General features: G+C 56.8%; 14 protein-coding genes. 4 read left to right on the top strand and 10 right to left on the bottom strand.

Annotated features, from left to right (window positions below):
• Positions 1 to 26: 26 nt before the first annotated feature.
• The 3 genes from ACQQZ8_RS06900 to ftsY all read right to left on the bottom strand — a co-directional run bounded on the left by ACQQZ8_RS06900 (position 27) and on the right by ftsY (position 4,656).
• Positions 27 to 2,138 carry a catalase gene (locus ACQQZ8_RS06900; protein ID WP_431711923.1) on the bottom strand — a complete coding sequence of 704 codons (2,112 nt, stop codon included), beginning with the start codon at positions 2,136 to 2,138 and terminating at the stop codon, positions 27 to 29.
• A gap of 288 nt (positions 2,139 to 2,426) precedes the next feature.
• Positions 2,427 to 3,125 (bottom strand): hypothetical protein, encoded by a 699-nt coding sequence (locus ACQQZ8_RS06895; RefSeq protein ID WP_431711922.1) that lies wholly within the window; start codon positions 3,123 to 3,125, stop codon positions 2,427 to 2,429.
• A 349-nt stretch (positions 3,126 to 3,474) separates the two neighbouring features.
• Positions 3,475 to 4,656, bottom strand: a complete 1,182-nt coding sequence (ftsY, locus tag ACQQZ8_RS06890) for a signal recognition particle-docking protein FtsY (RefSeq protein WP_431711921.1) — start codon at positions 4,654 to 4,656, stop codon at positions 3,475 to 3,477.
• A gap of 109 nt (positions 4,657 to 4,765) precedes the next feature.
• Between ftsY and ACQQZ8_RS06885 the strand changes: the two genes are divergently transcribed.
• Positions 4,766 to 6,022, top strand: a complete 1,257-nt coding sequence (locus ACQQZ8_RS06885; protein WP_431711920.1) for an MFS transporter — start codon at positions 4,766 to 4,768, stop codon at positions 6,020 to 6,022.
• A 79-nt stretch (positions 6,023 to 6,101) separates the two neighbouring features.
• Here the strand turns inward: ACQQZ8_RS06885 and ACQQZ8_RS06880 are convergent, their stop codons facing one another.
• Complete coding sequence (locus ACQQZ8_RS06880; protein WP_431711919.1) at positions 6,102 to 6,413, bottom strand: hypothetical protein; 312 nt, start codon at positions 6,411 to 6,413, stop codon at positions 6,102 to 6,104.
• A 13-nt stretch (positions 6,414 to 6,426) separates the two neighbouring features.
• Between ACQQZ8_RS06880 and ACQQZ8_RS06875 the strand changes: the two genes are divergently transcribed.
• A complete protein-coding gene (locus tag ACQQZ8_RS06875; RefSeq protein ID WP_431711918.1) occupies positions 6,427 to 8,379 on the top strand; it encodes a hypothetical protein in 1,953 nt (650 codons plus the stop codon).
• A 29-nt stretch (positions 8,380 to 8,408) separates the two neighbouring features.
• On the opposite strand, the gene smc is transcribed toward ACQQZ8_RS06875, so the two are convergent.
• Positions 8,409 to 11,990: a chromosome segregation protein SMC gene (smc, locus tag ACQQZ8_RS06870; RefSeq protein ID WP_431711917.1), complete on the bottom strand. Its 3,582-nt coding sequence runs from the start codon at positions 11,988 to 11,990 to the stop codon at positions 8,409 to 8,411.
• Positions 11,991 to 12,140: 150 nt separating this feature from the next.
• On the opposite strand from smc, the gene ACQQZ8_RS06865 reads away from it, so the two are divergent.
• The gene (locus tag ACQQZ8_RS06865; protein WP_431711916.1) at positions 12,141 to 12,953 is read left to right on the top strand and encodes a serine hydrolase domain-containing protein; all 813 of its coding nucleotides are present in this window, start codon (positions 12,141 to 12,143) and stop codon (positions 12,951 to 12,953) included.
• A 192-nt stretch (positions 12,954 to 13,145) separates the two neighbouring features.
• Positions 13,146 to 15,347, top strand: a complete 2,202-nt coding sequence (locus ACQQZ8_RS06860; protein WP_431711915.1) for a GH25 family lysozyme — start codon at positions 13,146 to 13,148, stop codon at positions 15,345 to 15,347.
• A 285-nt stretch (positions 15,348 to 15,632) separates the two neighbouring features.
• On the opposite strand, the gene mutM is transcribed toward ACQQZ8_RS06860, so the two are convergent.
• The 5 genes from mutM to ACQQZ8_RS06835 form a co-directional block, all read right to left on the bottom strand.
• Positions 15,633 to 16,556, bottom strand: coding sequence for a bifunctional DNA-formamidopyrimidine glycosylase/DNA-(apurinic or apyrimidinic site) lyase (gene mutM / locus ACQQZ8_RS06855; protein WP_431711914.1), 924 nt, complete (start codon positions 16,554 to 16,556; stop codon positions 15,633 to 15,635).
• Positions 16,557 to 16,576: 20 nt separating this feature from the next.
• Positions 16,577 to 17,275, bottom strand: a complete 699-nt coding sequence (gene rnc / locus ACQQZ8_RS06850) for a ribonuclease III (RefSeq protein WP_431711913.1) — start codon at positions 17,273 to 17,275, stop codon at positions 16,577 to 16,579.
• Positions 17,276 to 17,277: 2 nt separating this feature from the next.
• The gene (gene rpmF, locus ACQQZ8_RS06845; RefSeq protein ID WP_013348816.1) at positions 17,278 to 17,481 is read right to left on the bottom strand and encodes a 50S ribosomal protein L32; all 204 of its coding nucleotides are present in this window, start codon (positions 17,479 to 17,481) and stop codon (positions 17,278 to 17,280) included.
• Between the two features lie 2 nt (positions 17,482 to 17,483).
• Entirely contained in the window at positions 17,484 to 18,047 is a 564-nt protein-coding gene (locus ACQQZ8_RS06840; protein WP_431711912.1) for a YceD family protein, read from the bottom strand.
• Positions 18,048 to 18,204: 157 nt separating this feature from the next.
• A complete protein-coding gene (locus ACQQZ8_RS06835; protein WP_431711911.1) occupies positions 18,205 to 19,842 on the bottom strand; it encodes a Stealth CR1 domain-containing protein in 1,638 nt (545 codons plus the stop codon).
• Position 19,843: the final 1 nt, after the last annotated feature.

The following is a 19,843-nucleotide window of genomic DNA, read 5'->3' as shown; positions in this document are numbered from 1 at the left end:
AACCTTACGAAGTATTCTCGAAGTGGTTAGGAATCCATAGATTTTGCGGGGAAACGCTCCCACACCCGGTGCGTGGCCAAAAGCTGCTTGGCCTGCGGCGTGAGCTCCTGTAGTTCGGCCATGATTATTCCGGGTTCCTCCGCACCGATGGCCGCCGCATCAAGGACCTGCACCGCTTCTTCGTTCAGGCAGATGATGGCCTTGCACTGCCGGTAGGCCTCCAGCACCAGCAGCACGACGCGGGGGTCGACATCAACCGGCGGCGGAGTGAGCCCGGCCTTGGCATCTAGGTGAACCTGCGCATCAGGGGCCGTGGGTAGCGGACCGAGCAGTGCAACCGCATCGGCTTCAATGGAACGCGCGGTCATGTAGCTGCGATCTATCGGCAACTCCTCGTTGATCATGCCCCCGTGAGCAGAGACGAGCAGCGGTTCTAGACCTTCGGCTTTGAGTGCCTGCACTGCTGACACAAGGGCGGATTCCTCAGCCTGATCAAAAATCAGTGCGACTTTGCGACCGTCCACCGGCCAGCTGTTGCCCACTTGAGACACTGCCGGGCTTGGTTCGGCATCTGGCACGCTGAGCGTGGCCTCGGGTGTCGGCAGCCCCAAGGCCGTGGCGACCACTTTAGCTAGGGTGCCATCGATTTCCGCGAGGCACTGTACCTGGCGTTGGCGTACCGCAAGGTCGGTACATTTACCCAGTTCGAACGCATATGCCTGCTGCACATGCTGCTGTTCCGGCGCTGACAAGCTGCGGTAGAACATCCGTACTTGGCTGTAATGATCCGAGAAACTGACCGGTTCACTTCGTTCCTTTACTGCGGCCGGAATTTCTTGTGGAAAGTCCAATGGTGGCACTTCACCGGCCGCCAGATCCGCCATGAAGGGGCATCCCCCATCGAGGGAATTCGGCTTGTAGGGGGCAATCCCCGAATGAACCGCGTGTTGGTGCAGGCCATCACGAAACATGTCGTTGACCGGTGCTTCTGGACGGTTGATGGGGATTTGCGCGAAGTTTGGTCCGCCCAAACGGGTGAGTTGGGTGTCCAAATATGAGAAGAGGCGCGCCTGCAATAGCGGATCGTCGGTGACATCGATCCCCGGCACCAAGTGTCCGGGGTGGAAAGCCACCTGCTCGGTCTGCGCAAAATAATTCTCCGGGTTCCGGTTCAGTACCAGCTTGCCCAGCGGCTGCACCGCAGCCAATTCTTCGGGTACGAACTTGGTGGGGTCCAACAGGTCGATTCCGGCAAAACTGGCGCTGCCGTCATCAGGGAAGATCTGAACGCCCAGTTCCCATTCCGGGAAAGCACCGGCATCGATGGCTTCGGCCAAGTCCCGCCGGTGAAAATCAGGATCCGCACCGGCCGCCAGCTGAGCTTCTTCCCAAGTCAGCGAGTGCACACCCAGACGTGGTTTCCAATGGAACTTCACTAAAGAAGAAGCACCGGAGTCATTGATCAATCTAAAGGTATGGACCCCGAACCCTTCCATCATCCGATAGGAGCGCGGGATACCGCGGTCGCTCATATTCCACATGGTGTGGGCTTGGGCCGGGGTGTGCAGTGAGACAAAATCCCAGAAGGTGTCATGGGCCGATTGGGCTTGGGGAATCTCGATATCCGGGTGCGGTTTGACCGCGTGCACGACATCCGGGAATTTCATCCCGTCTTGGATAAAGAACACCGGGATGTTGTTCCCCACCAGATCGAAGACGCCCTCGTCGGTGTAAAACTTGGTTGCGAATCCTCGGGTATCTCGCGCGGTGTCCATGGAGCCTCGCGAACCCACCACGGTGGAGAACCTGACGAAGACCCTGGTCTCTTTTCCGGGTTTCAGAAAGTCTGCCCGGCATAGCTCCGCAGCGTTGCCGTAGCTGGTGAACGTGCCGTGAGCACCGGCACCGCGGGCGTGCACTACGCGCTCGGGGATTCGCTCGTGGTCGAAGTGCATGATTTTTTCACGCAGGTGATGGTCTTGCAATAAGGTCGGGCCGCGTTCGCCGGCTTTCAGTGAATGATCCGTATCGGTGACCGGCGCGCCTTGGCTGGTAGTCAGGGTTTCGGAGTTCTGGCCATAGTCCTTCGGTGGGCCGTTGCTTGCTGATTCCTGTTGTGGTGCTGATGAGTCCTGCATAACGTTGCTCCTGCTCAAGCGACTATTCGTAACGGACAGCGCCGAGAACGGCATCAGTGGCATTCACTGACCCGGTTCTCGCACGTGTCTGCCACGTTAATCGGATGGGCACCGGCACAACAGCGAAAGCTCACATTCCCATGGTTCTCTCATAGAGTGCCGACCGTGCACCCCTGAGTTCTGCCCTTTCGGTCCTGCCGCTACCTGTTGAGCAGACCGCCGGTGGACGTGGCGCAGGAGCTGAGTCGGTGGCAAGGATCGAGGGAGTTTATGCCGAACAGATAATGCTTAGAAGCTGAAGCGCTCCCGCAACGGATTCAGCACCCGCGGGTCGGCAGCGCTGACCAAGAGCATATGTTCAAAGTTGGTAAAGTGACCCACCCGTATGCGTGCGGAATACAGCTGGATGGCTACTTCGCGGGGAAGGCCCAGTCGAAGGAAGTCTTCGTGTCGCGCCCGGTTGGCATCCAGCTGGTGTATCGGGTTGGTGGGTAACGGAGGAACCGGCGTGCGATGCTGCCAGGGAAGATTCACTGGGGTTTGCTCGACCTCAGGAGTAAAGCTCGGTACCTGTGATTGCTGTTGTGGATGCTGGAAATGCTGCGGGTACCCTGGAGCCTGACCTAGTCCTTGCGGATGCTGGTGGTACGTTCCCGGAGCAGGGAATGGGGCGTACTCTTGGGCTTCCTGTGCCGCCACAAATTTGAGCCAGGTGCGGTTGAAAGCACAAGCCACGACGGAGCCGCCAACCCACTGCGCCACGGCCAGGGTTACGGCAAAGTCTTCGGCGAAGCTCGGGGCTGCACCCTCGGTGGTAGTTTCAGCGGGCATAATGCTCACGGTGGCAATCGTCAGCAGTAAGAATCCCACACCGCTAGCTATCCAGCGCGGGTTACTCATCCGAATTCCGCGGTAAAGAAAAACCACACAGGTTCCAAAACCCATGGTCAAAAGCGGCCACAGCAGTCCCTTACTGTGCTTGGTCACCCATGACCGTTTATACGGTTGCGTATTCACCGTGATCGCCTTCCGCTGAAGTTCGAGCCCATCTCGTGCTTCAAGACAGCGCTCCACTTAGCCAGCAAGTCATTGGTGTCTGGAACGATGGGGCAGAATCCACTACGAACTAGGCAATCTAACCTCACCGAAAGGCCACTGTCTCTTGCCAATGAGTCTATCCATGTTGAGGTGGTTTCCCCATTTCGCGACCGCGTGATCGGCTAGGGCGCTGACTGCAAATTCGAGTCCTGTCCCGGAGCATAAAAATACTCCCCCGCGTTGCGCTGATGTTGCAGCGTAACGCGGGGGAGCGTTCAAAGGGTAAACCCGAGGACTTTTAGCCCTCCAGCAGTGCGTCCACGAATTCTTCGGGGTCAAACGGTGCCAGGTCATCCGGGCCTTCACCCAGACCAACAAGCTTCACCGGCACACCCAGCTGACGCTGAATTGCCACGACGATGCCGCCCTTGGCGGTACCGTCCAGCTTGGTCAAGACGATGCCAGACACGTTGACCACCTCGGAGAAGACCTTGGCCTGAGCCAGACCGTTCTGTCCGGTGGTGGCGTCCAAGACCAATAGCACTTCATCCACGGTGGCTTTCTTTTCCACCACGCGCTTGATCTTGCCCAGCTCGTCCATCAGCCCGACCTTGTTCTGCAGGCGGCCAGCGGTATCGATCATGACAATATCGACTTCTTGGTCGATGCCAGCCGAAACGGCTTCAAAAGCCACCGAGGCCGGATCTGCCCCGTCAATTTCCGAACGGACGGTAGGAACGCCCACGCGGTCGCCCCAGGTGGCTAACTGCTCGGCAGCGGCGGCACGGAAGGTATCGGCCGCGCCCAAGAGCACGTCCTTGTCCTGAGCCACCAATACGCGGGCCATTTTGCCAATGGTGGTGGTCTTACCCACGCCATTGACGCCGACGACCATCAAGATACTCGGACGATCCGGGTGAGGTTCGGGCAAATAGTTACGGTCCATGGAAGGATCGACGAGTTTCAGCAACTCTTCGCGCAGCATCGCTTTGACCACCTGTGGGTCGCGGCTGCCTTCGATCTTCACTCGTTCGCGCAGCGCATCAACAAGTTCAAGAGTTGGTTCGGTCCCCAGATCGGCGAGCAACAGGGTCTCTTCGATCTCATCCCAGACGTCATCGTCGATTTTGTCTTGGCTGAGCAGGGCCAGCAGGCCCTTGGAGAACATGTTGTTGGATTTGCTGAGGCGGGCACGTAGGCGCGCCAGTCGTCCCTGTACCGGTTCGGGGACATCGAGCTGAGGTGGCGCTGGCGCCTCAACAACCTCGGTAGCAGCCGCTTCACCGGGAGCACTTGGAGTTTCGGTGTCCTCACGTTCTTCGGTGAGGGTTCCGGTCCCCGCTGGCGGATCATTCGCGTCGCGTTCGCTAGTGTAGGGAGTCTTTGGTTTCCGGCCCTTGGAGACAAACGCGATGGCTCCAATGCCGATGATCGCTATGACCGCGACCACAATGATTATTGTCAAAAGCTGATCAGACACGATTAAATCATCTCACAGTCTAGAATGATGGCTGGCAGTTCAATCCGACGCTCCCCCAAGGAAGCTGGTTAGCCCGCTGCCCTCAATGGATTGGGCGGGCAAAGTACACATGTCGAAAAAAGTTCCGGGTACCGTGCGTCCGCGAATTCCACGGGAAATCACCATTCTACTGATTGCGGCGTTCATCATCGCAGTAGGTTTCGGTCTTATTGCACCGATCTTGCCGCAGTACGCGGTCAGCTTCGATGTTGGTGCGGCCGCAGCGAGCGTCATTGTCAGCATTTTCGCCTTTGCGAGGCTGATCTTCGCCCCCGTGGCCGGTATGTTGACGGCCAAACTTGGTGAACCACGGATCTACGTCACCGGAGTGTCGCTGGTTGCGCTCTCCACCCTGCTCTGTGCGGTGGTCCAGGACTACACCCAGTTGTTGATCGCTCGTGGTCTGGGCGGTTTCGGATCCACCATGTTCACGATTTCGGCGATGGCCTTGATTGCCCGGTTAGCTCCGGAGGCATCCCGAGGCCGGATCTCGGGGCTCTATGCTGGCTCTTTCCTGCTGGGTAACGTGACCGGGCCGGTTATTGGAACCTTGCTGGCGCCTTTCGGGATGCGGCTACCTTTCGTGATCTATGGTGTGGCACTCGTGATCGCAGCTGTCGTGGTCTATGTGGCCTTGGCCCGTAAGCCGGTGAAGAACAAACTGGATTCCGCAACGGATGCCGAGCCGGTGAAACCGGTTGAGGTGCTCACCACCCGTGAAGCATTGCGCTCCCCCACCTTCCGCGCTGCGCTGGCTTCCGGGTTCAGTTACGGTTGGCTCGCCTTCGGTATCCGCACCTCCATGATTCCGCTGTTTGCCTTGGCGATCTTTGGAGAGGGCACCGGTCAACAAGTTGCCGGTATTTCCTTGGCGATTTTCGCGGTGGGTAATGGGCTCGCCCTGACATTCTCCGGACGACTGACCGATGCCGTGGGACGTAAGATCCCGGTCCTCGTGGGCATGCTCGTGTTGCTTTCCTCGATTGTGCTGATGGGTTACTTCACGTCCTTGCCAGCGTTTATTATTCTCTCCATCCTGGCCGGCTTTGGTGGCGGCATTCTGGGGCCTGCCCAACAAGCCGCGGTGGCCGATGTCATTGGTTCGGGACGCAACGGTGGCAAAGCTTTGGCAGGCTTCCAAATGGCCACCGATCTGGGTGCCATCATTGGGCCGTTGATCGCCGGGGTGATGGCCGACAATATTAGCTACCAGGTGGCGTTGAGTGCCTCCGGCGCCGTCTGCCTCATTGGTGTTTTCGCGTGGCTGTTCACTCCAAGCACGATCCGCCCGGCGCCCAAGGGGTCCGAAGCCCCCAAGGCCAACTGAGCTCAGTGGAGTGCTGGACGCAGAGGTTCAGCTAGCGTTCAGCTATCTTCCAAGTGGCGTTGTTAAGGTTGCTACTGGACTATAAACGCCCACCGCACCCGTATGCCGAGAGAAAGTTCTGTGTGTCCGAACCACGATCGCCACTTTCGCGTGAAGTCAATAGACGGTCGGTGCTCGCCTTAGCACTTCTGGGCACCGGTGTACTCAGTGGCTGCAGCGTTGGCGCCCCGGAAACGATGACTTCGCCAACAGGCTCGTCCGGGCCTTCGCCCTCGCCGCCACCCACCCCTTCGATTTTGAGCTCCAAGGATCCACGATTAGTCCAGACGCTTTCGAGGGTGGGCCCAACTAAGGGAGTCAAAACTAGCTGGCCAGGAGCTTTTCCTGCCATCAAGGTCAAATCGGTGGTTCCGCTGTATGGTTTGCATAACGCGGCTCTCCCCTGGTTAGCACTGACCATTGTCGGACCGGCAAATCAGCTACAAATTATTGATCCCACGAAACGCAAACTCGTCCACAGTTTGGTCTTTGCCAAAAGCCACAATGGTGGAATCGAATCGATGGCGTGGGATGAAAAGGCGCAACGTCTTTACATTGTCACCGCGAAGTATCTTTATGTCTGGGATTCAACAACGCCAGATTCCACCACCTTCCTCGGTGAAGTTCCCGAAGCTACCTCGCTTTATGACATCACTCTGGATTCCTTAGGCAATGTTTGGGGTGGCACCTATCCCAGCGGCACGGTATTTAGTTATATGCCGAGAACCAAAGAAATCACGACCTATTCTCGGGTAGCCGAGGACACCGACTATGTCCGGCGCTTGGCAATTGACGAGCAAGATCGCGTGTGGGTGGGCACCGGGTCGCAAAACCCGCGAGTTTTCTCCTTCGCGACCAGCAATCCCGAGGAACGCACCGAAATCCCGCTTCCACAACCCATGGATGAGGGTTTTATTTCACGTCTAGATGTTCACGGCAATTACCTGGTGGCTTCGGCAAGCAATGTGACTGAGCAGATGCTACTTAATCGCGAGACTAAATCCTGGGATAAAAAGATCGACCGAGTATGGTCTGCCCGGCAAAGCTCATGGTCGGAGCAAGATTCAACCTCACGGTTTTACACGCTGACCAAGGGTGAGTTGTATAGGACCAGCACTGATTCCTGGACTGACACCAAGCTGGGCACCGTCAATGCCGATTCACCGCTGGCACTGCTAGCGCTGAATTCTCATGTGCTTGTTGTCAGTGCCACCGCGGATGGTGTGCAGGTGGAGTTCTTTGACTTGCGAACCAAGCGCGTGCAACGTACCGCGTCCATTGATCTGGCGTCCGGAGAATTCACGGTTCAATCCCTGTTAGGACACTCGAACGGGAATATCTATATTGGTGGCTACATGGGTAGTGGGTTGGCGGCAATTAACCCTGATACCGGACAGCGCTGGAGTTCACCGGATCAGCAGAATGTCGTGAACCAGATCGAGGGCATGATTGAATTCGATGCCGAGCACTTATACATCGGTTCCTATGGTTCGGCCGACATAATCAGCGTTGATTTCCCAAATAGAGATACCCCGCAGGCTTATGAACGGCTAGTGAGGCTCAGCCGGCAATACCAACAGTCTCGTCCTTTCGGGTGGGCCAAGAATTCGCGGAACGTATTCTTTGGGACGGTCCCGGATTATGGCCTGGCGGGCGGAGTTATCGGAATGATTGACCCGCACAGCGATAGTGTCGAATGGGTGCTTGATGGTGGCGGTCAGGGATTTATCAAGGCGCAATCCATCATCGGGCTTGCTGCCGATGAGAAGTACTTATACGGTGTCAGCTCGGTTCGTAACGGTTACGGGATTCCTGACACCGAGGGTTTGGCCCATGTCTTCAAAGTGGAGATTGCCACTCGGAAAGTCGTTTGGCAGAGCACTCCGATACCCAATGCTGGGGCGTTGTACTCCCCCACACTGATCGCCGGGTGGCTGGTCGTTGCAGACATGGAAGGTATTGCCGTCATTGATCCACAGAACGGCAAGCTGCTGAAGAAACATCAGCTGACCCCGATTAGCAATGAAGAGCGTCGGCCGGGCTGGGCTAATGCGGATATCGCGCGAATTGGCGAAGGCACCCAAGTGGTGCATAGCGCACATGGCACTGCGACCCTCGTGGACTTTGTTGATGGCACCATTGCCAATATCGCCGACCCTAAGGAAAAGCTCAGATTTGGGGCTCGGCTTGCGGTTGGTCCCACCGGCAGAGTGTTCGGCTCTATGGGACAGACCACGGTGGTGGAATTCGATTTAACACCGGCACAGCCCACCACAGAGTCAGCGACACCCTCAACCAGCAGACCCCCGAAGACCTGACGGGCTCAGGACAATGCAGTACTGGGTGGCTAAAGATCTATCGAAGTCTCTTCGCGGTTCATCTTCTGGCTAATCACCGTGGTGACCCCGTCACCACGCATGGTGACCCCGTAAAGCGCGTCGGCTACTTCCATGGTCTTTTTCTGGTGGGTAATCACAATTAGCTGCGAAGATTCACGAAGTTCTTCAAAAATAGTGATCAATCGACCAAGGTTCACATCATCCAAAGCCGCCTCCACCTCATCCATGACGTAAAAGGGTGAGGGGCGAGCCTTGAAGATCGCTACGAGCAGTGCCACCGCGGTCAGCGATCGTTCGCCACCGGAGAGCAGGGACAACCGCTTAATCTTTTTTCCAGCTGGGCGAGCTTCAACTTCGATCCCGGTGGTCAGCATATTCTCTGGGTCGGTTAGCACCAATTGCCCCTCCCCGCCGGGGAAGAGCCGATCAAAAATGCGCGTGAACTGTACCGCGGTGTCGTTATAAGCCTCGGTGAAGACCCGCTCCACATGCTCATCCACGTCCCGAATGATCTGCTGCAGATCGGCCCGGGATTTCTTTAGATCTTCTAGTTGCCCGGTGAGGAATTTATGACGATCCTCCAGAGCCGCGAATTCTTCCAGCGCTAGCGGGTTAACCCTTCCCAAAGCGGCCAAGTCTCGTTCGGCTTTTTTCAGGCGTTTTTCTTGTTCCACCCGGTCGAAAGGTTTGGTTCCCACTGGGTTTCCGTCCGCGTCCACGTTCTGACGCAATTCGGCCCACTGATCTTCCGGATCCAGCGTTTCAGGGATCAGTTGATCGGGCCCAAAATGGGCGATCAGGTAATCCGAGGTGTAACCGAGTTCTTCCACGGCACGCTGTTCGAGGTTCTCGATGCGCAGGCGCAGCTCTGCTCGCGCGACCTCGTCACGGTGGGCGGCGTCCGAGAGCCGGGTTAGTTCCGCGGAGAGTTTTTCTGATTCCGTGCGTTCCCCGGTCAGTAGTTCTTCGGTTTCGCGTTGTCTTTCGGAGAGCTCCTCACGTTCGCTAGCAGCCATCTGTACCGAAACCTCGATGAACTGGAGGATTCGTACCGTATGTTGCTCCACCCGGCTTGCATTCTGCGCCTGCGCGCGACGTTCTTCGGCCCGTCGGGCAGCGACTTCGCGGTGGCTACGTTCGGCCGCGGCGGTGCGCCGCAGACCTTCCACGCGGTTACGTAGCGCGGTGACCCGTTCCTCGCTGCTGCGCAGAGCTAGACGGGCCTCTAATTCTTGTTGCCGGGCTGCGGCCGCGGCATCGGCCAGCGCAGCCCGGGAAGCATCATCAATTGCTTCCTCATCACGCTCTTCCGAGGCCAGTTCCATGCGCTCGGTGATTTCTTCCAAAGATTCTTGCTCAATCAGCAGTTTTTCTTCGGCTTGCGCTAACTTTAGGCGCTGGGTCTTCCGGTCGTGCTCAGCACAGCGGAGCTTTTCGCCAAGTTCGGCTAAGTACCCGGTGAGTTCGGTGATTGCCACATCCGATTCGCGTAGCGCGGCCAGTGCCTCGTCATGGCGGTTCTCGGACTCATAGAGCAGCGGTTCACGTTCGGCTAAGGAACGCTCTAATACTTGAAGTTCCTCGCGAACCTGAGTCAATTCTTCGGCGGTAGCCTCCACCAGAGCTTGCTGCGCAATAAGCGAGGCACCGGCTGAATCACCAAGGACACTGCGTTGCGCCGAGAGCAAGATTCCATCCAGTGTCACCACGGCGACCTGCGGGTGTGCTGCTAAGACCTGACGAGCAGACTTCAGATCCTCTACAACATAAAAACCTTGTAACAACTGATCGAGGATCGGTTCAATCTCGGCCTCAGCTTGAACAACTTCCCTGGCCAGGATCGCTTCGGCGATTTGGCTGGTGTTCACCGAAGTTTGGCCAGAAGCGTGCACTAGGGAGGCGCTGACGCCACCGGCGGAAAAGAGTTCTTGCACAAGATCCCAGGCTTGTTCCCTATCCCGGGCTACCAACGCTTCGGAGCTTTCACGCAAGATCGCGGCGATTGCCTTTTCGTAACCGGGGGTGATACTCAGCTGCTCCCCCAGGCGTCCACTTAACAGCGCAGAATGCTCCTGCAATAACGACTGCGACGCATCATCCCGTTTGACGTTGAGTTTCAGTGCTTCCAGACGGGCACTGAGCCCAGTTTCGCGGGCCGACAGCTCACGTTCGCGTTCCCGTTCGGTGCGCTGCTGGGCCGAAAGTTGCGAGTATTTCTCTTCGGCTATTTCAAACGCATGGTTGAGCTCTTCTTCGGATGCGGTGAACTCTTCAAGCTCTGCGGTCAGTTCAGCAAAGGACTTGTGTTCCGCGGCCAAGGTCGCATCAAAGTTTTGATCGTTGTCTTTGAGTCGGGCGATCTCCGCGCTGGTGACATCTACCCGGCTGCGCGCGGACGCTACCTGGGCGGCTAAGCGTGCCATGCCTTCACGCCGGTCGGCTGCCACCCGCAACATGGCTGCCATGCGTTGTTGTTCGGCGCGAGCTGCCTCTTCGGCTTCTTCCTTAGCTTCCACCGCTTCAGCGAGAATCTCGTGCCGATCTTCCAGCGCTTCTTCGAGCTCTTCAAGCTCTTCACTCAGCCGCGTGGCTTGGTCTTCGAGCTTTTGCGGGTCTCGGCTGCTATCAAAGTGCGTCTGGTTGCTCGCCAGCAAATTGGCGCGTTCCTTCGCCAAAGCCTGTAAGGAGCGGAAACGCTCCTGCAAGGTGGTGAGCTCCACCCAGGTTTGTTGGATCTGCCCTAACCGGGGTGTGACTTCGCTCAGCTTCGCTTCGAGGCTCGCGATATGGCGCTTAACATGTTCAAGCCGTGCTGAGGTTTCCTGCTGAGCGGCCTGAATTTTGGATTCATCATCAATATCTTGGGCCAGCTTGGTATTCAGGGTCACCAAGTCATCAGCCATCAGCCGAGCCTTGGCATCCCGGACATCCGATTGCACAGTCTGTGCACGCCGGGCGATTTTGGCTTGCCGCCCCAAAGGCGCTAGTTGCCGCCGTACTTCAGCACTCAGGTCCTCGAGTCGATCCAAGTTGCCTTGCATGGCTTGAAGCTTGCGTAAGGTTTTTTCCTTGCGTCGGCGGTGCTTGAGCACCCCGGCCGCTTCCTCGATGAAACCACGGCGATCTTCCGCCGTAGCGTGCAGAATGCGGTCCAGTTGCCCCTGACCGACAATGACATGCATTTCGCGGCCCAACCCCGAGTCGGAAAGCAGCTCCTGAATATCAAGTAGCCGGCAAGAGCTGCCGTTGATGGCGTACTCCGAACCACCGGCACGGAAGAGAGTGCGCGAGATAGTCACTTCGGAGTAGTCGATCGGGAGCTGGCCGTCAGTGTTATCAATGGTCAATGAGACATGTGCTCGACCCAGAGGCGGGCGTCCGGCAGTGCCGGCGAAGATGACATCTTCCATTTTGCCGCCGCGTAGTGTCTTTGCCCCTTGTTCGCCCATCACCCAGGCCAAGGCATCCACCACGTTAGATTTGCCCGAGCCGTTAGGCCCGACCACAGCGGTGACGCCAGGTTCAAACTCAAATGTGGTCGCCGAAGCAAAAGACTTGAACCCGCGAACGGTGAGTGTCTTTAGATGCACGGCGCTAAATTCCTGAGTTCGTTGAGACGGTTATAGGCTGGTGTTGAAGCTGGGTTGATGCAACTTAGCAAGTCTATCGAAGCAAGCCCCCGAAACAGCGGCTTTCTCACGTTCTTTGGCGTGGGAATCCGGCATGAGATTGGATTCACTATGGACGTTCTAACTCAGATCAAACAATGGCCAGCAGAAAACGCGGTTAGTTTGGTCATCGGTGCCTCTGGCCAGATCCTTGGTTCCTGCGGCGATCTGGAACGTCAATACCCCTTAGCCTCGGTCACCAAGTTACTGAGCGCATACGCATTCTTGCTCGCTTTAGAGGAAGAAGCCATCGCATTGAGCAACGCAGCTGGGCCACAGGGCTCAACGGTGCATCACTTGTTAGCGCACACTGCCGGCTATGACTTTGATAGCGATACCATCCGTTTTGAACCGGGAAAGAAGCGCGGCTACTCCAATACCGGGTTTGAGGTCTTGGCAGAGCATCTTGAACAGGCCACTGGCATGTCCTTTGCCCAATACCTCCAAGAAGCCGTCCTGGCACCCTTGGGAATGACTCAGACCACGCTTGAGGGGAGCGCCGCCAAGGACGCAGTCTCTACCGGAACTGATCTTGCCCGCTTCGCTTCCGAACTACTACGCCCCACACTATTGGCTCCACAGACCTTGGAAGATGCCACTACCGTTCACTTCCCCGGAGTGGCTGGCATCTTGCCCGGCTACGGGCGGCAGAACCCGAACGATTGGGGTCTAGGCTTCGAAATCCGCGGCAACAAGTCCCCACATTGGACCGGTACCAATCACCCACAGAGCACCTTTGGCCATTTTGGCCAGTCCGGAACTTTCCTCTGGGTGGATCCCGAACATGGGTTGGCTTGCGTCACGCTGACCGATAAGCCCTTTGGCAGCTGGGCCGCCGAACGTTGGGCGGACTACAACACGGCAGTGCTGCAGCAGTACAGCTAGCCAGCTGAGAGTTGGCTCGTCCACACACGCATTGCTGGTCTTAAGGAATATAGGTCTCTGACGGCCGACATTGGCCAACTTTCGACAGAATACTTTGTGACTGTTGGTCCAGAATCACTTCGCGATACGAAACCCCTCGTTAGACTGGTCTCATTCGCACTCGCACTTATCCCATACTTCACAGGAGTTCCCGTGTTCCGAAGTAACGGCACCCGATCGCGCCGTGCCCCATTGTCGTTAGCGCTATCCCTCGGGTTAGCCGCCACAGTCTGCACACCGGTCTCGGCCGCAGTGAGCACGACTCAGGACGATCTCGTCGAGACGGCTGAAAGCGTTGACTTGACGCAACAGCCTGCCAGCGCCACGATCGCACCGACGACGACCCCCAGTAGCCAGCCGAGCGAGGAGGCGCAACTGTCGCCAGCTCCCAAGGCAGAATCACCCGCCCAAGTCGCTCAAGCCATCGAATCTCGGTTGGAATCGGACACCGATATTTCGAATCAAGAACGCCGAGAACTCGCCGATCGCGTGCTAAGTGCTCTGGATCTGGAGTACCTCGATGCCCAGCTAGGCCAAGGGCAGCAGCGCGTGGAAGAAACTGGCGACCCGACGATTCCCACCGTGCAGGAACTGGAACTCTTAGCCCAGATCGCCGCGAACAATGGCCAGGTTCCGAACAGGCCAGAACTCTCATTCCCCGGTTCTCAGTCCGATCTGCGCACCTGGCGTGCCCCTGGAACTCTAGGAATTGATGTCTCACACCATCAGGGAACGGTGAACTGGAGTCAAGCCCGACAACAAGGTGCCCGCTTCGCCTACATCAAAGCCACCCAGTCTTGGCCCACCACGGTATTCAAAGATCCGCAGTTCGATCGCAATTACACCCAGGCTCAGCAAGCAGGCGTAATTCGCGGGGCCTATCACTTTGCGATGCCCGCACACTCATCAGGCAAAACTCAAGCCCACGAATTTCTGGGACGCGGTGGCGGGTGGAGCGCAGATGGCCAGACCATGCCTCCTCTCTTAGACATTGAGTGGAACCCCTACCCGGAAACTACGTATAACGCCGGTAAGGGCGATTCTTGCTACGGTATGACCTCGGCTCAGCTGCAATCCTGGATTCAGGACTTCGGGCAAACCATCAAGTCAGCGACCGGTCGACTGCCGATGATCTATACCGCCCAGTCATGGTGGGATGACTGCATTGGACAAACCAGCGCCTTCAAGAACTGGCCGCTACATGTCTCGATCTTCCCCACCGCTGATGTGGCGAAGAATCCACGACAGCTTCCGGCAGGGTGGACTACCTTTAATGTGTGGCAGTACACCGATAACTCCAACCTGTTAGGCAATTCGAATAATGTGGATGCCAACGTGTGGAACGGAACTCTGACAAGTCTTCAGGATTTTGCCCGGAATAAGCAGTCGACCCCGTACCGTTTGATCACCGACTACCGCGGCGACGCGTCCAGCTGGCCAGTCCGATTAGCTCCGTTACGGATTTCTGGACAAACCCTTTACGACACACCGGTGGCAATTTCCAAGCGTACGTTCTCAGGTACGGCTCAAACCGTGGTGATTGCCTCGGGTGAGCGTTTTCCTGACGCGCTCTCCGGGTCATCTTTGGCAACGCTGAAGTCAGGGCCAATGCTATTGATCAAGAAGAATTCGATTCCCGCCGCTGTAGCCGCTGAACTGCGACGGCTGAAGCCTAAACAGATCATTGTGCTTGGTGGACCGGTCACCATTAGCGATAAAACAGCCGCAGCACTGAAATCCTACGGCCCGGTGAAACGTATTTGGGGCAACACTCTCTATGACACCAGCACCAAAATCACCGCTAACTGGAAGAGTTCCAAGGAAGTTTTCGTAGCCACCGGTGAACGATTTGAGGATGCCATGTCATTGGCCGCGGTTGCCGCAGGCCGTAAGACACCGATGCTACTGACCAAGCACTCACAGGTGCCAGCACCCACAATCAAGGAACTCAAACGACTCAAGCCAACTCAGGTACATCTAGCTGGCGGACCAATAGCAATTTCTGCCGCTGCTGAGAAACAGATCCGGCAAGCCGTTCCAAACGCTAAGGTTACCCGTCACGCCGGAGACACGCTCTATGACACCAGTGCTCTGATCGCCAAAAAGTTCTGGCCCAATGGTTCGCAGCGGCAGTTTATCGCGACCGGCACACGCTTCCCGGATGGACTGACCGGTGCGGTCGCTGCGGGTTATAACCAAGCACCGTTGCTACTGAGTACCAAACGCTGTTTGCCAGGATCCATAGCCGACACTTTGGAAGGTCTGGAAGGATGGACCAACATCTTGCTGGGTGGTCCGCTGGTTCTGGATGAAACGGTAGCCTATCGAACGAACGGTCACGTAAATCGCTGCTAGACAGTGACTCGTCGGCTCTAAACCACCTCATGGCCTAGCGGCCTTTCGGATACCCAAAGAAACCTGCGTCAGTTACAGCGGCCTATACCCTGTAGCTGAGGTAGGTTTCTTTGTATTCGGTCACGCAGTCTGAGCCGGGTGTGATCGTTCACCGAAGATCCACCCCCTTAGCGTTCATGGCGCAGAGGGGTAAAAAAGACATCAGACGTGGGCAGAGCCTCCACCCGGATTTGTCGTGCTGCCGCAGTCAGGCTCGCTGTACTGACGTGTATCGGCTCCCAGCAGCTAGCGCCTACGCGGCCGCGGCTGGCATACCGGACAAGTAAAGGAGGATCGCCCCATGAACGCATCGCGCCGTATCAATGAGGTGATCCCCTGCTCGGCGCAGCGTTGGCAGGGTTTTCCTTCTCTCCCGTAAGCATTCAGTGACCGGTCGAAGTATCCGCTGGCCCCGTTGACGTTCACATAGAGAGCATCGAAGCTGGTGCCACCGGCGGCCAAGGCACGTGTCATTACATCCTTCAGTGCCTCATCAAGCCGGATGACTTCGTTGCGGCGGATGGTTGCGGTATTGCGCAGCCCGGAGAATCCTGCTTGCCAGAGCGTTTCATCGGCGTAGATGTTTCCTACTCCGGCAATGACTGTTTGATCTAGGATGGCTCGTTTGACCTGTGTTGTCCGGCGGCGCAATGCTGCATAGAGCATTTCAGTGCTACGTGCCGGGTCTAGCACGTCACGGGCAATATGGGCTGCTGCGTGCGGGATCAGCGGGGATTCGCTTCCAAGACCGCCGGGGCCACCATCCGGGGTGGGCACCAGCTCGGAGAGAAACATCCCGCCGAAGATCCGCTGATCAATAAAGCGCAGCTCACCGGGATCCTGCCCCCGCTCGCTCAGTGAGAGTCTCACCTTGAGATGTTTTTCATCCGGCGCGTCTGGTTCTTCAACCAACAACTGACCGCTCATACCCAGATGTGCCACCAGCGCGGCCGGAGTCGTGAGCCCGGATAGGTTCATCCACAAGAATTTTCCGCGCCGAACCACTGCTTCGACAGTGCAGCCTTGCAGGGTGTCACGAAAATCTTGGGGACCATCCAGGTGACGGCGCACCGAGCGTGCATCAAGTACCTCAACGGCTTCAATCCGGCGTCCCCGGACCCAGGACTCTAATCCGCGGCGGACAACTTCTGCTTCGGGAAGTTCAGGCATGAGATTCTCGGGTCTTTCGGCTACTTTGCCGGCACTTGCTTTGGCGGGTGCAGCATTTTCCAGCTGAGGCGGGCTGCTTCCTGCTCGGCTTCCTTCTTGGAGGGGCCGCTTCCTTGGGCAAGTACACGGTCCCCAATATGGAGCACCGCGTCATAGGTACGAGCGTGATCGGGCCCAGCACCTTCGACCGCATAGTACACGTCACCCATTTTTTCGGCCGCAGCCTGTTCTTGGATTACGGTTTTCCAGTCGGTGGCGGCACCTAACAGGTCTTCGTCTTCCAATAAAGGAGCAATCAGGCCAAGGATGAGCGTGCGGGCCGCAGCCATGCCGTGCTGTAGGTAAACGGCACCAAAAATGGCTTCCATGGTGTCGGCAAGAATCGAAGGTTTATTGGCGCCATTCGATTGCTTCTCACCGCGTCCCAAGTAAATGTGCTGCCCCAGATCCAGATCCCGAGCTAGCGAGGCCAGCGCGCGCATGCTCACTACGGCTGAGCGGCGCTTAGCGAGATCGCCTTCGGGCAGATCGGGCTGGGTTTCGTACAGGTATTCGGCGATACAGAACCCAAGGATCGAATCCCCCAAGAACTCCAAACGTTCATTGGTTGGAACGTTGCCGTTCTCAAAGGAATAAGAGCGATGGGTCAGTGCAAGACGAAGCGTCTCGGAGTCAATGGTGACTCCGAGACGCTTCTGAAGTTCTTCTATAGAAGACATGCTTAGACGTCGGCGACCTTGCGACCCTTGTACTCAAGGAACAGCTCGGTACCGGCCGAGTCGGTTACGACCTTGGCCTGGTGCGGCAGGCTGTAGGTGACGCGGCCGTTTTCAACGGTCTTCACCAGGTTCGGTGCGGTAGCCTTCCACTGAGAACGGCGGGCACGAGTATTCGCACGGGACATCTTCCGCTTTGGAACAGCCACGACTACTTCTCTTCTCTCTCGTCTGACGTTTTACTTGGTGTCGCATCCTCTGCGACAATGTCGGCCAGCTGCGCAAGCGCTGCCCAACGAGGATCAACGACCTCATGGTGATGCTCAGGATCCTCGTTAAGGTTCTTGCCACATTCGCTGCAAAGGCCTAAACAATCTTCCCGGCATACCGGCTGGAACGGCAGGGCGGTTACCACCGCGTTCCGCAGCACCGGATCAATGTCAATGTAATCACCGACAACCCAGTACTGGTCTACTTCATCGTCTTGCTCGAATTCAGCGGACCCTTCGTAGTAGAAGAGCTCCTGAATATCGGCTTCATAATCATACTCTATGGGTGTGAGGCAACGGCCGCATTCACCGGTGATCTCCACCGTGGCGATTCCAGAAACCAAAACACCCTCATGTACTGATTCGAGCCGCAGATCCAAGGAAATCTCGGATCCTTCGCGAACACCAATGAGTGCAACACCCACGTTAGCGGGTGCGGGTATCTGCTCAACTAAAGGGATCATCGACCCGGGTGATCGCCCGAGCTCCTTGGTTGAAATAACCAAAGGAGAGTTATGATCTAGGGCGTCTTGTGACGACCGATCAGAACGCTTTTCGCTGATGATAACTCCTATTGAACATAGACCGACATCTTATCTTAGCCCACGATAAACCATCGAGCCAAGCTAGCAGCCCCCTGAACAGCGGGTGACAAGCCGCACATTAGGCTTCAAAGCTGGATGGAACCGGGAGTAATTGGGTCAAGAGTTTGGGAACCTGGCGCTTCAAACGCTCCCGCGCGTCCTTATCGATAGCTTGTGAGCCGTCATTGACCACGACGCAATGCATGTTCCGTTGCCGAATAATGGCCCGCAAACGCGCCAAGGCGGCATTATCGGCGGGATCAATGTAGTCATAGCGAATTCGCCCAGGAACCGATCGTCCCGTGGCCAAGGCGTAGTTGAAGTAAAAAGACCCAGCAAAGGCCACATCAGACATTGAGCGGAATTTAGCGCCGCTGGTCATCCGGTGCAAGTGCGGATACCGTTCTGCGATCTCCTGCATTACGGTCCGATTCAATGGGTACGGGGTGTGATAGTACTTTCGGTTCATTGCCGGCAAACCATCCCCGGTAAGAACTTGTCGAGAGTTCTTCGAGGCCACGGTAGAGACGTTGTCCTCCTCGGATACTTCGGCGAAATCAACAAGAGCCCGTGAGTAGAACACTTTTCCTAAACCGCTAGGGTGGAAGAAATGATCGGCGCTGACCGGGGAAGTCAAAATCACATCATCGTTGAAGTATAGGAAGTTCTCCGAGAGACCCTCAATTCGGTGCAGGTTCGCTTCGATGGCGTGTGAGTTGAATACCGGAAGTTGCTGTGGGTCCTCCCAAAGTTCAGCGTGGTCCACCACCTTAAGCCGGCTCCCCTCATACTGTTTCAGCCACTTAGGGATCTGCCGGTCGGTGACCAGGTAGATGGTACGGATCCACGGCGCATATTGTTCTATCGATCGCAGACAAAAACGCAATTCATCCAGGGGTTCAAAGCGCGCGTCATCGGTGGCGTCCTTGATGAGCAAGTCTTGCTCTTGCCCGAGAGCTTCGTTCTTTCGCTGTTGCCACGCGGGATCGTCGCCATCCACCCAGGTGATCACCGCGTCTACCGGAAACTCGCAATAATGACCCGCAGCTTCATTAGCAGCGGCCAGCGCCTTGGTGAAGGCGTCTGGGTTCTGTTGCGGGTGCGGTAATTGGACGGCCTTAGGGTTCCACACGCCACTGGCGATAACCGACGTTGTTTCGCCGGTGTCCCAACGCACCACATCGACACCTTGCAACCCATTAGCAAAAAAGGAAGATTCGGTGGATGGGGTGACGTAGCGCCAGATCCGGATACCTTCCAGAGCGTTCAGGTTGTTTCCGACGGCCGACAGGAAGCGGATCGGGCCAGTCTCCGTCCCATCCTCTGCCAGTTGCTGGAAGTACCAGTTATCGAAGCTATCTTCCGCGGCTAAAGCTTTAAGGACGGTGGCAAAATCCTCGCCTAGAAGATTGAGCGTTGGGTTGAGATCAGGCGCAACCTTTATTGCCCAGAAGTTCAGGTCTAGTCGCTTGAGGACGGTTTCCAGATGCAAGTAGTTATCCGCGGCAACCTGTGGTAATTGAAGTCTGGGATTAACAAATCCAACACGTGGTCCAATGGGTAAGTTGACTAAGGACGTTCCTGTGGCGCCGCCGCGTTTGACGCGTACCGTCGACTCTGCCGAAGTACGCACAGCATAGACCTTCTGAAGCGCCTTGCGCCCAACTTCCGCTGGCAACCCGCTCAAACGACGTTTGACCGTGTGAATAATTTGCACT

Source organism: Glutamicibacter uratoxydans (assembly GCF_050753455.1).
GTDB classification, from domain to species: Bacteria; Actinomycetota; Actinomycetes; order Actinomycetales; family Micrococcaceae; genus Glutamicibacter; species Glutamicibacter uratoxydans_A.
This window is presented reverse-complemented; position numbering and strand designations above follow the sequence as displayed.

Excerpts from the sequence above, each read along its gene's own strand:
- ACQQZ8_RS06900 (WP_431711923.1), bottom strand. The coding sequence starts at position 2,138 with ATGCAGGACTCATCAGCACCACAACAGGAATCAGCAAGCAACGGCCCA.
- ACQQZ8_RS06885 (WP_431711920.1), top strand. The coding sequence starts at position 4,766 with ATGTCGAAAAAAGTTCCGGGTACCGTGCGTCCGCGAATTCCACGGGAA.
- ACQQZ8_RS06880 (WP_431711919.1), bottom strand. The coding sequence starts at position 6,413 with ATGGCAGGAAAAGCTCCTGGCCAGCTAGTTTTGACTCCCTTAGTTGGG.
- mutM (WP_431711914.1), bottom strand. The coding sequence starts at position 16,556 with ATGCCTGAACTTCCCGAAGCAGAAGTTGTCCGCCGCGGATTAGAGTCC.
- rnc (WP_431711913.1), bottom strand. The coding sequence starts at position 17,275 with ATGTCTTCTATAGAAGAACTTCAGAAGCGTCTCGGAGTCACCATTGAC.
- ACQQZ8_RS06865 (WP_431711916.1), top strand. The coding sequence starts at position 12,141 with ATGGACGTTCTAACTCAGATCAAACAATGGCCAGCAGAAAACGCGGTT.